The sequence below is a fragment of the Streptomyces colwelliae genome (genome assembly GCF_048158785.1).
In the GTDB taxonomy this organism is placed as follows: Bacteria; Actinomycetota; Actinomycetes; order Streptomycetales; family Streptomycetaceae; genus Streptomyces.
In genome coordinates this window covers 1-13198 of record NZ_JBLTJC010000292.1, presented here as the reverse complement: position 1 = coordinate 13198, position 13198 = coordinate 1, and the positions used below count along the sequence as shown (strand labels likewise).

The following is a 13198-nucleotide window of genomic DNA, read 5'->3' as shown; positions in this document are numbered from 1 at the left end:
GACGTCCTGCGCGCGGTGATCGCCGAAAAGGCGCTGCCGCACGACAACGAGGCCAACACCGACGGCAACCGGCACTTCTACGGCTTCGAGTGCGAGAACCTCGGCGACGGCGAGGACCCGTGGCCCGGTCGCGTACTTCATCGCGTTGGTGAGCGCTTCCTGTACCACCCGGTACGCGGCCAACTCCACGTCCACGCCCCGGAGTTGCCGCTCGCCCCGCTCGCTGAACTCCACCGGTTGACCCGACCTGCGGGCCTGCTCGACGAGGTCTCCCAGTCGGCCGAGGGCGGGGCCCCGGCTCCCGTGCGAGGAGCTCTCAGGGGCGGGGCCGTCGGTCGCGGACCCACCGGTCGTGGATCCGGCAGTCGTAGACCCAGCAGTCGTGGACCCGGCAGTCGTGGACCCGGCAGTCGCGGACTCGCCGGTCGCCTCCAACACCCCGAGCAGATACCGCAGTTCCGTCAGGGCCCGGCGGCCGGTGTCGCTGACGGAGGCCATTCCCGTAGTGGCCCGTTCCGGCGCGGACGTGATCAGGAACTGTGCCGCGTCCGCCTGCACCACCATCGCCGTCACATGGTGGGTGACCACGTCGTGCAGCTCCCGGGCGATCCGCGCCCGCTCGGCGGCCGTGGCCAACTCGGCGGCCAGCCGCCGCCGTTCCGCCTCTTCGCCGCGCCGCTTGCGCACACCGCTCCCCACCAGCCGGACCGCGGCCAGCACCAGATAGAAGGCGAGATAGTCCGTCGTGTCCTGCGGGGAGCCGAGCCGGTGCAGGACGACGGCCAGCACCACATACCCCGCACTCGCCACGGCCGCCAGACCTCGGCGGAAGCGGACCTGATGGGCTCCGGCCGAGTACAGCGCCAGATACAGCCCCATGCTGCCGAACGTCGTCGCGTAACCCAGCGCCTGATGCACGGCGAACGCGGCGGCTACGACAGCCAGACATCCCGCGGGCCAGCGGCGGCGGGCCGCCAGCGGCAGGGTCTGGGCCAGAACCAGGATCAGTCCGAGGCTCAGCGCGTCCGCCGGCCGCTCGGGCAGATCGCCGATCTGCGCCCCGATGGCCGACAGGGTCGGCACGAAGGCCAGCACGGTGAGCGCCAGGGCGAGGGCACCGTCCTTGAGGAAGGCGTCCTGCTCCTTCCACCGATCCAGCGGTACCCGCAACCACGGTGTCCGCGAAAGGCCCTGATGGAACATCGCTTGCCTCTCCCTCCGATCGATCAGCCGGTGTCCCGTGCGGCGGCCTGTCTCAGCGCTGGACGGGACGCCGGGGCCGCAGACCGCCGCTCCGGCCGGCGAGGACGACCATCCGGACGGTGAGCAGCACACCGATGAGGACGGGCACGATCGACGCCTCCAGACCGAAGGTGCCGCCGCTGAGCAGGGCGGAGCCGTGGGTGTCGACCGTGAACAGGCCCTTGGGAGTGTGTCCGGAGACCGGGATGCCGAGCAGCTGCTCGGCGGTGTTCCAGGCGAAGTGCAGGCCCGCGACGAACCAGATGCTACGACGCCACAGGAACGCGACGCCGAGCATCACACCGGCCTCCAGGGCGATGGCGAGCGCGCTCCACAGGCCGGCTCCCGGAGCAGCCAGGTGGGCGACGCCGAAGAACAGGCCGGTGATCACGATGGCGGCCCGGCTGCCCCACCGCTGTTCCAGAGCCTGGAGGGCGAGACCGCGGAACATCAGCTCCTCGGTGACCGCGGCGCCGGCCTGCACCATCGCGGCGGACCAGACGACGGAGAAGAAGCCGTTGCCCGCCCAGGAGAACGAGTAGCCCCCGAACACCGTGATCAGGAGGGCGGAGACCAGGACGAAGCCCAGGCCGACCGCACCGCCGTACAGCGCCTCCCGGCCGGCCCCCTGCCGGGCGATCTCCGGGGTGGAGCGTCCCGCGACCCGGCGCATCACCACCCAGTACACGGCGACCGCCGCGACCGCGCCCAGCACCGGCACCGGACCGGGGCCGGTCGCGGTCAGCCCCGAGACCAGGCCGACACCCACCAAACCCGTCAGCATCCAGCCGAGCGGAGCGCGGACGATCCGGCCGAGACGACCACCCCGGTCGCCCCGGCCGCCACCGTCCTCGTCCGGGCGGGACCCTGCGTCGTCGTGTGCGGCGGACGGCGTGCTCATCGTGGCCTCCCTGCGGCGACGGCCACTCCGACGGCGACCGACCTGACGACCACGCTAGAAATCCACCGGAATCCGCGAATCACCCGCGCAGGGACGGTCCGGGTAGCTCTCACGGGGGATGCGCCGCGCCTGCCGTACGGTTCGGTCGGCTTCGCCCCCTTCGCCTGAGGGCTGGGCCGAGTCATTTCCCGCCGAGCCGCCGACTGCCCCAAGGTCTCCGTGGATCCATTGGCAACGATGGAGTCGTTCCCGCCTACCGCGGCCCCGCCGGTTCGGCTGGTCCGGCCGGTTCAGCCAGCCGGTTCGACCGGTTCAGCCAGTCGGTTCGGCCGGTTCAGCCGGCCGATTCGGCACAGCGTTCGCATTCCTGGCAGCGGCCGCCGCGACAGTCGCCAGGTCCTCGCCCGAGAAGCCGGCGCGGCTCAGCACCGCCAGGGATTTGTTCGTCGCCAGTGTGCACAACGCCAGCTCCACCGCCTCCTCCTCACCGGCCCCCGCCGCCAGCAACGCCTGCTCCAGCATCGCCCGCACAACGTCGATCATGGCGCGGACCATCGCCCGGCCCTCCGCGTCGAGCGCCGGGAACTGCGTCGCCGACACCGTGACCAGGCAGCCGTCCGGGACCGTCGGGTCGGCGATGCGGTTCAGGGCGACCTGAAGGTAGGCGGCCACAACGGCGCTCGGGCTCGGATGGGGGCCGGACAGCGCCTGCTCGTACAGCGGGTGGTAGGTCTGCGCGTACCGTTCGAGGCTTTTGCGGAAGAGGGCGCTCTTGTCGCCGAAGGTGCCGTAGAGCGAGCCCCGACCCAGGCCCGTGCCCTCGGTCAGGCGATCGATCGAGGCCTCCGAATAACCCCAGCGCCAGAAGACGTGCATCGCACGTCGGAGCGCCTCGTCCACGTCGAACTGCTTGCGGCCTGCCATGGTCCGTCACTCTACACATCTTGTACCGATCGTTCAAAGATGGGTATGGTCGCCGCCATGACCAACTTGAGTTCGCTACGACTGCCCGACGGATTCCTCGACGTCTTCACCAGCCGGCTCGTGGAGGTGAACGGGCTGCGGCTGCACGCGGTCACCGGCGGGGACGGCCCGGCGCTGCTGCTGATCGGCGGGTGGCCCCAGACCTGGTACGCCTGGCGGGAGGTGATGCCCGCGCTCGCCCGCCGGCACACCGTCGTCGCCGTCGACTCGCGCGGCGCCGGGCTCTCCGACAAGCCCGACGACGGGTACGACGCCGGCACGCTCGCCGCCGATCTGGTCGCGCTGATGGCCGCGCTCGGGCACGACCGGTTCGACGTGGTCGGCCACGACATCGGCACGTGGACCGGATACGCCCTCGCCGCCGATCACCCCGAGCGGGTGGGCCGGCTCGCCATCGTCGAAGCGGTGATCCCCGGTCTCACGCCGTCCCCGCCGTTCTTCGGCCCGGCCGCGGCCAACCAGAGGCTCTGGCAGTTCGGCTTCAACCGACTCGACGACCTCAACGAGGAACTGGTCCGGGGACGGGAACAGCTCTTCTTCGGCTGGCAGTTCGCCACCAAGGCCGCCACGCCGACCGCGATCCCCGCGTACGCCGTCGATGTCTACGTCGACGCGATCACCGCGGATCCTCGCGCGCTGCGGGCGAGCTTCGCGTACTACCGGGCGCTGGACGAGACGATCGCGCAGAACGAGCAGCGCGGCAAGACCCGGCTGACGCTGCCGGTGCTCGGCGTCGGCGGCGCGCTGTGGAGCGGCGAGAACGCCGCCCAGACGATGCGGCTGGCGGCCGACGACGTCACGGGGGTCGTCCTCGACGACTGCGGCCACTACCCGGCCGAGGAGCAGCCGACGCGGTTCGTCGAGATCCTGGAGAACTTCCTCGCGGGCGACCGGTAGCGGGCACGCCAGACGGCCGAATTCGCGTACGACGCGTACGACAGGCGGAGCTTCACCAACTCCACGACGCCTTCGCCTCCCTGGCATGCAGCCTCATCCGCCGGCAACGCCTCAAGAAGGCCCACCCAGCCCTCTGAGGCAGAAATCGGCTGTGGAGAACGGCTGTTGAAGTCGACGCATGGGCGACCACGGGCTTGCCGCTGAGAGCCATGGGGCGAGTTCCTCAAGAGCAACGGCCGCGCTGCACCAGGAGGGTGGCCGCACCCCCGGCGCCCGCCCGAACACGGCACAGAGGATCTCGGGGTGGCCACGGCGGCGGCCGTGTCGCTATGCCGGGCCGACCGGGGCTGCCGGGGCTGCCGGGGCGGGTGCGCAGAGGCGGCGGGCGGCTTCGACGACGACGGCGCGGTGTTCGGCGAGCCGTTCCGGCCGGTAGGGGTCGGTGCCGTCGGCGGCCGTGAGGAGATCCCGTGGCGCGAGGACCCAGCTCTGGGTGAGTCCGGTGATGAGGACGAGCAGGTCGGTCGATGGCAGCTGCCCGGCGGTCGAGTCCGCGGTCATGCGGGCCATCTTGTCGCTGTACACGTCGGCCGCGTCGGGGCCCAGCTCGGGCCGTTCCAGCTGGCGCCACAGGTGCATGCGCAGCGCGGCGGGGTGCCGGGTCAGGTAGTCGAACATGCGGCCCGCGTAGCCCGGCAGGTCGTCCTCGGTGAGCGGCACCGCGTCGTTCAGCTCGGTGATGACCTCATGCAGGGCGGCGGCGAACAGGAGCTCCTTGTTCGTGTAATACACGTAGATGGACCGCTTGTTGGCGCCCGAGACCTCGGCGATGCGGTCGATACGGGCACCGGCGAAGCCGGCGGCGCTGAACTCCTCGATCGCCGCCCGGAGGATCTTTGCGCGGGTTGCCGCAGAGTCGTAGGCCATGCGGCCAGTCTAAGGTAACCAACCAGTTATTGACAAACCTCGAACCTCGCGTGCTAGATGATAACTATCCAGTTATTTTCATTACTGGCCGTAGCGAAGGGTCTGTCATGAGTGCTTCCTCACCCACCTCGCCCGTGTTCGAGCGGGACCTGTTCATCAACAACACCTGGCGTCCCGGCTCCACCGGCGAGCGCATCCCGGTCGTCGACCCCGCGACCGAGAAGGAGATCGGCTCGGCTGCCGCGGCGGCCTTCGAGGACGTCGACGCGGCGGTCGACGCGGCCCGTGCCGCGTTCGACTCCGGCCCGTGGCCCCGACTGACCCTGCGGGAGCGCGCCGACATCCTCACGAGGTTCGCCGACGAGTTGGAGAAGGACGCCGACCCGGTCACCGAAGTACTGGTCGCCGAGACCGGCCTGACCGTCGGCCAGAGCCGCGGCGGGGCGCTGACCATGCCCGGCCTGCTGCGCTACTACGCCTCCCTGGCGGACACGACGGAACTCACCGAACTGCGCACCGGCCTGTCGGGAGTCAGCGCCCGCATCGAGAAGCGGCCGGTGGGCGTCGTAGCGGCCATCGTCCCGTGGAACGCCCCGCTCGCACTCGCCGCGTTCAAGCTGCCGCAGGCCCTGCTGGCCGGCTGCACCGTCATCATGAAGCCGTCCGAGGACACGCCCCTGAGCGCGGGCTACTTCGCCGACGCCGCGCTGCGGGCCGGGCTGCCCGCCGGTGTGCTGAACATCGTCAACGCCCTGCCCGCGGGCGGCGATCACCTGGTGCGCCACCCGGGTGTCGACAAGATCACCTTCACCGGCAGCACCGTGGTCGGCCGTCGCATCGCCGCCGCGGCCGCCGACACCCTCAAGCAGCTCACCCTCGAACTCGGCGGCAAGTCACCGGCCCTCGTGCTCGACGACGCCGACCTCGACCGCATCGTCGAGACCCTGGTGCCGGGCGTCACCGGGAACAACGGCGAGAGCTGCACCAACCCCAGCAGGCTCATCGTGCCCGAGCACCGGCACGACGAGATCGTCTCCGCCCTCGCCGAGGCGTTCGCCGCACTGACCGTGGGCGATCCCCGCGACCCGGCCACCGACGTGGGCGCGATGGTCACCCGCAAGCACTACGAGCGGGTCCTGGACTACCTCGCCTCCGCGCAGAAGGAAGGCGGCACCTTCGCCGTCGGAGGCGGCCGGGCCCCCGGCCACGACGTCGGCTACTACATCGCCCCCACGATCATCACCGGCGTCTCCCCGGACGCCAGGGTCGCGCAGGAGGAGATCTTCGGCCCCGTCCTGACCGTCCTGACCTACCGCGACGAGGAGGAAGCCGTCCGCATCGCCAACGACACCGAGTTCGGCCTGTCCGGCGCCGTCTACAGCACCGACACCGAGCACGCCCTGCGCGTGGCCCAGCGGATCAACTCCGGCACGGTGAACCTGAACAACGGCATCACCGTCGACATCGGCGTGCCGTTCGGCGGTGTCAAGCAGTCCGGCTACGGCCGCGAACTCGGCCCCGAGGGCCTGGACGCCTTCTTCAACACCCACGTCATCTTCATCGACGGCGAACCCCTCCGCGTGATCAACGGATAACAGGAGCGCGGTCCGGACGGACAACAGGAGCGCGGTCCGGTCCGAGCCCGACTGTTCGGACCGGACCGTCTTCGTCCGACGAACCGCAGCGCGAGCAGATCGACACCCTCCGCGAGACATGGCGAAGGAACTCGCGCCTCCTCCGGACGATCGTCGATCACGTCGCTCCGTAGGACACAGGAATCTGCACGGCGATGATAAAAATCGACGCCATGTAGAATTTGGGATGAGGGGGCAACCAGGCTCCTTCCGAGTCCCAGCTGGAGGAACGGTGCAGGAACAGACGTGGCTCATCACCGGCGTCAGCACGGGCCTCGGACGTGCTTTCGCCCAAGCGGCCCTGGCCGCCGGACACACCGTCGTCGGCACGGTCCGCTCGGAGAAGGACCTGCGGGCCTTCGAAGAGCTCCAACCCGGGCACGCCCACGGCCGCATCCTGGACGTGACGGACGCCGACGCCGTCTCGAACGCGATCACAGAGGTGGAGCAGAACGTCGGAGCTCTGGACGTCGTCATCGCCAACGCCGGCTACGGCGTGGAGGGCACCTTCGAGGAGACCCCGCTGGCCGAGGTGCGGCGCCAGTTCGAGGTCAACGTACTCGGGACGGTGGCCACCCTCCAGGCAGCACTGCCCCACATGCGCCGGCGCCGCCACGGACACCTGATGGCCGTCACCTCCATGGGCGGACTCATGGCCGTACCCGGTCTGTCCGCCTACTGCGGCAGCAAGTTCGCGCTGGAAGGCATCCTTGAGGCGCTGGGCAAGGAGGTCGCGCAGTTCGGGATCCATGTGACGGCGATCGAGCCCGGCTCCTTCCGCACCGACTGGGCCGGACGGTCCATGTCACGCGTCGCGCAGTCCATCGACGACTACGACGAGTTGTTCGCCCCGATCCGCGAAGCGCGGCAGAAGGCCAGCGGAAACCAACTGGGCAACCCGGCCAAGGCCGGGGACGCCGTCCTGCACATCACGTCGGTGGACCAGCCGCCGGCCCACCTCGTCCTGGGCTCGGACGCGCTGCGACTGGTCACCGCCGCGCGCACGGCCGTGGACGAGGACATCCGCGCGTGGGAAACGCTCTCCCGTACGACCGACTTCGCCGAGGGTGCTCAGCTCTGATGCCCGGCGACCACCTCGCGCGAAGCCGTCGCGCCACCGAACGCAAGGGCGATGTCCGGGAGCGGGCCATTCTGGACACCTGCGAAGCTCTGCTGGCGCGGAAGGGCTACGACGCGATGACCGTCGGCGACATCGCCCAGGGCGCCGGCATCACACGAGGCGCCCTGTACTTCTACTTCGGCTCCAAGCAAGAAGTGGTCACGGCGCTGGTGGCCCGAACGGTCGAGCATCTGTGGGAGCGGTCCCGGGTTGCCGCGCAGGCCGACGAGCCGCGCCAGGCCATCGCGGCAGCCATGGAGCGCACGGTCGAGTTGTGGAACGAGCACGGCCTGGTCATGCGCACGGCGATCGACCTGTCACTGACCGTCCCGGAGATCGGCGAACTGTGGAGCCGTACGGCCGACTTGTTCATCACAGCCATCACCGCTGTCCTGGAACGAGCCGGCATTCAGCCCGGCACCGAACCGGAACAAGCGTCGGCGATGGCGCGCGCCCTGTGCTGGATGATCGAGCGGACCTTCTACCACGCCTCGCAGGAGTCCCGCGAGAATCTACAGAAGGCATCCTCGACCTGCGAACACATCTGGCTGGTCAGCGCCGGCCTGACCACCTGATACACCTGGCACGACGGTCCGGGCCGACCCTGAGCGAGTCGGACGCCTTCACGACAGGGTGTCCCCAGCCCCTCCGCTCACACACGCGACCGAAGACACCAGAGCGCCCCGACCAGTCAGAACCGGTCGGGGCGCTCCACAGCAGGCCAGAGGCGATATCCCCCGCCCACCACCGGTAGACCCTGTGGGACTCGAACCCACAACCAATGGATTAAAAGTCCTGGTCGGATCTTGCTGGGTGGTTACGGACGGCTGACCTGGTGTCCGCACAACCACCTGGTCAGTGCAGGTTCGCTATGAGGCGCGGTCCGCGTCAGGACGGCTGCTGCCACACCGTCCGCTCACGCATCGCTCACGCAGATGGGGCTGTCGATCCGGCTGACGGCAAGGACGTCCAGGCCGTCATCGCCCTCGCAGCCGGAATCGCTGCCCTCGTGTTCCAAGGAGTTGATGTCGTCGGCGAGGCTCTGGGCGTCGTCTGCGGGCAGATCCAGGGCAAGCAAGGCTTGGCGGAGCCGGCTGACGAGCGATGTCAGAGCGGGTGCGTTCCGCCGCCCGTGATGGTCTGATCGTTGTGGCTTCCGCTGGCGAAGTTGCTACCGTGCACGCTTCCGTGGACGGTGATGCTGTTGTGATTGTTCGTGACGGGTGCGGCGCTCCGCGGCTGCTGGGTGGTCATGAAGGTCCTCAAGTCCTCGCGCCCCGTAGCGAAGTTGATGCCCATGTTGGTCGGCCGAACGAGTGCGCCGCCGTCGGGGAGACGCTCCATGGCGAGAAGGCCCTCAGCTTCGAGATAGAGAAGGGCATCGATCACTTCATCCCAGGAAACCTCGGTTCCCAGATACCACCAGCCCTCTGTGCCGGCGAACTCCGTGAAATCTACTGATCCTGCGGGGCGAGGGCAGTTCTCGTATGCCCAGCGCACCAGCGCATTGTGGAGGTGTATATCCCGCTGGGCCCTGTCCTGCGAGTCTTGCCGCAACTGCTGTGCGTGCAGCAACCCCTTGTCTGTCCATACCCACCGCCACGTGATGAAACCCAGTTCATTCTGCACGACGTCGTGTTCCTGCAGCATCCCGAGAATGTCCGCTTCGTACGCCTTGTGGATCTGGGCGGCACGCAGGGCCTCTTTCACATTCAGGACCCTGGTGTCGGGCGGCTGCGTTTCGAACGCGGCCTGCACGAACTGCGCGACCAACCGCAGGAGTGTCATGCTGAACGATCGTAGACCGCTGACGGCTCGCCGGGCCGGAAACAGCCGAGTTGGAATCGTGGGCTGTTGTACGTGTCAGAGCAGGCCAGGGGCCCATCAACCACCCGCTGTTTCCTCAGGAACCAGCCGAAACAACCTGTCCGGCCAGGGCAGGCAAGCCGGAGGAGGAATCCTCGGCTGATCCACAGGTCAGCTGAACAGCTGCGAACCGGCCGCGATGGCGGCCTGCACGGCCTGTTCGGAGCCTGCCACGGCGGCAGATGTGACGGCAGGGGTCATGATGCGCGCGATCCTGCGCCAGATCCGCTGGCCCCGGCTGAGGTCGTCCCCATCGCGCTCAAGGGTGTCGATCTCCTCGAAGAGGTCCTGGGCGTCGTCCGCGGGGAGCTGCAACGAGGGTGCCACCTGGCGCAGTTGAGTGATCAGCGACGCCAACGCGCTCGCGTCCACCCCGTGCGTGACCGTCTGCGTGTTGTTACCGCCGGTGGCGAGAGCGCTGCCGGATACCGACCCGCGGACGACGATGCTGTCGCCGAAGTTGTTCGTGACGCCGGGAGACTGCGGCTGCTGGGTGGTCATGAAGGTCCTCAAGGTCATGTGGGAGTGGGCAAACTTAATGCCCAGGGGAGTTGGCCGGACTCCGATGCGGCCGACGGTACGCTCCACCGCGAGAAGTCTCTCGGCTTCAAGGAAACCGACAGCGGCCTCTACCTCGTCCCAGGTGACCTGGGTTCCGGCGAACCACCAGCGTTGGTCGCCTGCGAACTCCTGGAGACTCGCCGAACCCGCGGGAGGGGTGTGCTCGTACGCCCAGCGCACCAGCACGTTGTGGAGATAGATGTCGCGTTCGGCCCTCGACTGAGAGATCCGGCGCAAGTGCCGTGCATGCTCCAAGCCGTTGGCCGTCAGCCTGATCAGATGTACGGAACCATCGGCTCGCTCGCCCTCACTGCTCACGTATCGCTGGGCGATGAGTGACGAGACGACGGCATCCTTCTCCGATGCGTCGAGCTGAGCGGACTCCATGATCGCCTCAGGGTCCAGGAACTCGTTGAGACCGCCCCCTGACGCGTCGAGTGCACACAGGAGGAACTGCTCGACATACACCTCGATCGTCATGCCGAACGAGCGTAGCCCAGTCGGACGAGCCGTCAGCTCGGCCGGGTGGGGCGGCAGCGTCAGTGCACCCGCCCGGAGGCTTCGGGAGCGCCCTGGGCAAGTTGGGCGGGTGCGAGCCGGGTCGTGGCGATGGCCTGGGACCGGATCATGTGGGGTCGGAGGGCCGACAGGTAGCAGTGGGCGTGGTACTCGGCGGTCGAGTAGTCGCCGAGCGCCAAGTCCACCGGGCGTCGCGCTAGTCTCTCGGAATGGCTGACTTCTTCCCCGGCGGTAACAGCCCTGCGGCGCCCTTCCGCCTGATCGTCACAGGCGGCGGGACCGGCGGCCACACGTACCCGGCGCTTACCGCGGTGCGGACACTGCAAGCTCGTCTGGCCGCCGCGGGCAGGGCACTTGAGGTCCTCTGGGTGGGGACGGCGAGCGGCCTGGAGGCTCGTGTCGCCGCTGCTGAAGGCATTCCGTTCGCGGAGGTGACCACGGGCAAGATCCGCCGTTCGAAGAACCCGTTGAAGCTGATCTCTCCGGCCAACGTGAAGGACATGACGAACGTGCCGCGCGGTGTCGGCCAGGCGCGGAAGATCGTCGCTGATTTCCAGCCGGACGTGGTGCTCGCCACGGGCGGCTATGTGGCCGTGCCGGTGGGGCTGGCGGCGAAGATGTGCCGACGCCCATTGGTGGTGCACGAGCAGACGGTCCGTCTTGGCCTTGCCAACAAGGCCCTTGCGCGAGCGGCGGCCGTCTTCGCCGTGTCGTCTGAGTCCACGCTTCCGCTGTTGCCGGAGGCGGCTCGGGCCAGCGCTGTGGTGACCGGCAACCCTGTGCGGCCTGAGGTGCTTACTGGTGAGGCGGACAAGGCGGTCCACGCCCTGTCGTTGACGGGCTTCGACCGCTCGTTGCCGACCGTGTACGTCACGGGTGGTGCTCAGGGTTCCGCCCAGATCAACCAGACGATGGGCGGGATCCTGCCGTGGCTGCTGGGCCACGCGAACGTCATCCACCAGTGCGGCGAGGCCAACCTGTCCGCCATGCGCGAGCAGGCAGCCAACCTGCCACCCGCCCTTGCTGGTCGCTACTTCCTGACCGGGTTCGTCGGGAGCGAGCTGCCCGACGTGCTGGCGCTGGCCGATGTGGTGATCTCCCGCAGCGGCGCCGGGACCATCGCCGAACTGACGGCTCTGGGGAAGGCGGCGGTGTTCATCCCGCTGGCGTCGTCGGCCGGCAACGAGCAGGCCCACAACGCGCGCCATCTGCAGGACGCTGGTGCCGCCGTCGCCCTCCTGGACGAGGTGTCACCGGCGGCGCTGCAGGCTGCTGTCGGTCCGCTGCTCACCGACCCGGTGCGGCGCGTGAGCATGGCTGAGCGGGCGCGTGCTCACGGCCGCCCCGACGCGGCGGACCGGCTGGTGGATGCGCTGCTGTCCGCCGTCGGTCAGTCGTCCGGGCGTTGAAGGTGCCGGGCGGCGCCCGCGACGATCATTTCGATGCAGTCGGTGAATGCTGCGCCGGGTAGCCCGTACGGATCGGGTACGTCTCGGTCGCCCAGGTACAGCGCCAGTCCGCTGCTCGCGTCACGGTCGGACAGCTCGGCCAGCGCCGTCAAGTTCGAGGCGTCCATGGCCAGGATGGTGTCGGCCCAGTTCATCAGGTCGCGGTCGATCTGGCGGGCGCGGTGTGAGCTGAGGTCGTAGCCGTACGGTGCGGCGGCCTCGGCCATGGTGGGGTCGGCGCCCCGGCCCACCCGCGGCTACGGCGGCACCGCCGACGTCGTCGCCTACGCACGCGGGAAGGGCATACCGGTTCGGACCGTCTGGCCCGAAGGCGCCACTCGGGACTGGCCATGGAAACGAGGCGCTGGATGGCCCGGTGAACGCACGGGGCGGACTGCGCGCATCGTCCCGAGTGCGAGGCCCGCGATAGGTTCCGCGACCTGCTGTCAACCTGAAAGAGGCTCAGCTGGAGCCCGTTCCGGCCGGTCGGCGCGATCCCGGCCGGAACGGGAGCCGTGGCGACCCCTGGTCCGTCAACGGCCTCCCAGGTAGCGGTCGGCGGTTACACCGTGCCGCGTTCGCCCGCTTCGACTTCGTCGGCGCCCTCGGCGTCCGGCCCGGGCAGGCGCAGGCCACGCGACTCGGCGACGCGCAGAACGTCGTTCAGGCACTCGGCGAGCCGTACTCCGGCGTAGCGCACTTCGGCGTACGGGGACATGGGGTCGCCGAGCACCTTCCGGGCGTGGCCGACCACGTCCACGGCGGCGGCCAGTTGTACGGCTTCCATGTCGTCGGCGAGACGCGAGAGGTACCCGCCGCCGGAGACGAGGAAGCACGGCTTGCCCTCCGGTGACTGCCAGGGCAGGAGGCGGGGAGCGGTGACCGGTTCCATCAGGCGGCCACCTTCCCCGCGCCGACCAGGTGCCGGTCGAGGTCGATCCCGAAGTCGGCGGCTAGCACGAGGGCTAGGCGGCGGCGTTGCTGACGAGCCTGTTCCTGCTCGTGGGCGGCGAGGGTGCGGGCGTTCACCGTGGATGTGAGCACGCCGTACGGACCGAGCCTAGGAGCGACGGTGTCCGCGCTGCTCGCGCCCGCCGGG

Annotated in this window: 14 protein-coding genes and 2 pseudogenes; 5 read left to right on the top strand and 11 right to left on the bottom strand. The window is 69.3% G+C overall.

The window, feature by feature from the left end:
* From ACNFOC_RS39795 to ACNFOC_RS39785, 3 genes are all read right to left on the bottom strand, one after another.
* Positions 1–1203 (bottom strand): sensor histidine kinase (locus tag ACNFOC_RS39795; RefSeq protein WP_416963878.1); only part of this gene is annotated, 1203 nt, incomplete at its 3' end.
* 52 nt (positions 1204–1255) lie between these two features.
* Complete coding sequence (locus ACNFOC_RS39790) at positions 1256–2143, bottom strand: CPBP family intramembrane glutamic endopeptidase (RefSeq protein ID WP_416963877.1); 888 nt, start codon at positions 2141–2143, stop codon at positions 1256–1258.
* Between the two features lie 312 nt (positions 2144–2455).
* Positions 2456–3067 carry a TetR/AcrR family transcriptional regulator gene (locus ACNFOC_RS39785; protein ID WP_416963876.1) on the bottom strand — a complete coding sequence of 204 codons (612 nt, stop codon included), beginning with the start codon at positions 3065–3067 and terminating at the stop codon, positions 2456–2458.
* A gap of 57 nt (positions 3068–3124) precedes the next feature.
* Here ACNFOC_RS39785 and ACNFOC_RS39780 point away from each other — a divergent pair, with 57 nt between their 5' ends.
* Entirely contained in the window at positions 3125–4024 is a 900-nt protein-coding gene (locus ACNFOC_RS39780; RefSeq protein WP_416963875.1) for an alpha/beta fold hydrolase, read from the top strand.
* Positions 4025–4351: 327 nt separating this feature from the next.
* On the opposite strand, the gene ACNFOC_RS39775 is transcribed toward ACNFOC_RS39780, so the two are convergent.
* Positions 4352–4951 carry a TetR/AcrR family transcriptional regulator gene (locus tag ACNFOC_RS39775; RefSeq protein ID WP_416963874.1) on the bottom strand — a complete coding sequence of 200 codons (600 nt, stop codon included), beginning with the start codon at positions 4949–4951 and terminating at the stop codon, positions 4352–4354.
* A gap of 107 nt (positions 4952–5058) precedes the next feature.
* Between ACNFOC_RS39775 and ACNFOC_RS39770 the strand changes: the two genes are divergently transcribed.
* The 3 genes from ACNFOC_RS39770 (at position 5059) to ACNFOC_RS39760 (ending at position 8280) form a co-directional block, all read left to right on the top strand.
* A complete protein-coding gene (locus ACNFOC_RS39770) occupies positions 5059–6546 on the top strand; it encodes an aldehyde dehydrogenase (RefSeq protein ID WP_416963873.1) in 1488 nt (495 codons plus the stop codon).
* A 271-nt stretch (positions 6547–6817) separates the two neighbouring features.
* Positions 6818–7666, top strand: a complete 849-nt coding sequence (locus ACNFOC_RS39765; RefSeq protein WP_416963872.1) for an oxidoreductase — start codon at positions 6818–6820, stop codon at positions 7664–7666.
* Positions 7666–8280 carry a TetR/AcrR family transcriptional regulator gene (locus ACNFOC_RS39760; RefSeq protein WP_416963871.1) on the top strand — a complete coding sequence of 205 codons (615 nt, stop codon included), beginning with the start codon at positions 7666–7668 and terminating at the stop codon, positions 8278–8280. The genes ACNFOC_RS39765 and ACNFOC_RS39760 overlap by 1 nt, the downstream gene beginning before the upstream one ends.
* A gap of 341 nt (positions 8281–8621) precedes the next feature.
* Here ACNFOC_RS39760 and ACNFOC_RS39755 read toward each other — a convergent pair whose 3' ends face one another.
* From ACNFOC_RS39755 to ACNFOC_RS39740, 4 genes and pseudogenes are all read right to left on the bottom strand, one after another.
* Entirely contained in the window at positions 8622–8783 is a 162-nt protein-coding gene (locus ACNFOC_RS39755; RefSeq protein WP_416963870.1) for a hypothetical protein, read from the bottom strand.
* Between the two features lie 29 nt (positions 8784–8812).
* Positions 8813–9493 (bottom strand): hypothetical protein, encoded by a 681-nt coding sequence (locus ACNFOC_RS39750; protein ID WP_416963869.1) that lies wholly within the window; start codon positions 9491–9493, stop codon positions 8813–8815.
* 189 nt (positions 9494–9682) lie between these two features.
* Positions 9683–10612, bottom strand: a complete 930-nt coding sequence (locus ACNFOC_RS39745; protein WP_416963868.1) for a hypothetical protein — start codon at positions 10610–10612, stop codon at positions 9683–9685.
* Positions 10613–10686: 74 nt separating this feature from the next.
* Positions 10687–10830: pseudogene (locus tag ACNFOC_RS39740) on the bottom strand (XRE family transcriptional regulator); the annotation flags it as partial.
* A 30-nt stretch (positions 10831–10860) separates the two neighbouring features.
* Here ACNFOC_RS39740 and ACNFOC_RS39735 point away from each other — a divergent pair.
* Positions 10861–12060, top strand: coding sequence for a UDP-N-acetylglucosamine--N-acetylmuramyl-(pentapeptide) pyrophosphoryl-undecaprenol N-acetylglucosamine transferase (locus ACNFOC_RS39735; protein WP_416963867.1), 1200 nt, complete (start codon positions 10861–10863; stop codon positions 12058–12060).
* On the opposite strand, the gene ACNFOC_RS39730 is transcribed toward ACNFOC_RS39735, so the two are convergent.
* From ACNFOC_RS39730 to ACNFOC_RS39720, 3 genes and pseudogenes are all read right to left on the bottom strand, one after another.
* Positions 12042–12326, bottom strand: a complete 285-nt coding sequence (locus tag ACNFOC_RS39730; protein ID WP_416963866.1) for an arsenate reductase/protein-tyrosine-phosphatase family protein — start codon at positions 12324–12326, stop codon at positions 12042–12044. The genes ACNFOC_RS39735 and ACNFOC_RS39730 overlap by 19 nt on opposite strands.
* 335 nt (positions 12327–12661) lie before the next feature.
* Positions 12662–12991, bottom strand: coding sequence for a hypothetical protein (locus ACNFOC_RS39725; RefSeq protein ID WP_416963865.1), 330 nt, complete (start codon positions 12989–12991; stop codon positions 12662–12664).
* A pseudogene (locus ACNFOC_RS39720) lies at positions 12991–13198 on the bottom strand (hypothetical protein); the annotation flags it as partial. The gene ACNFOC_RS39725 and the pseudogene ACNFOC_RS39720, both read right to left, overlap by 1 nt.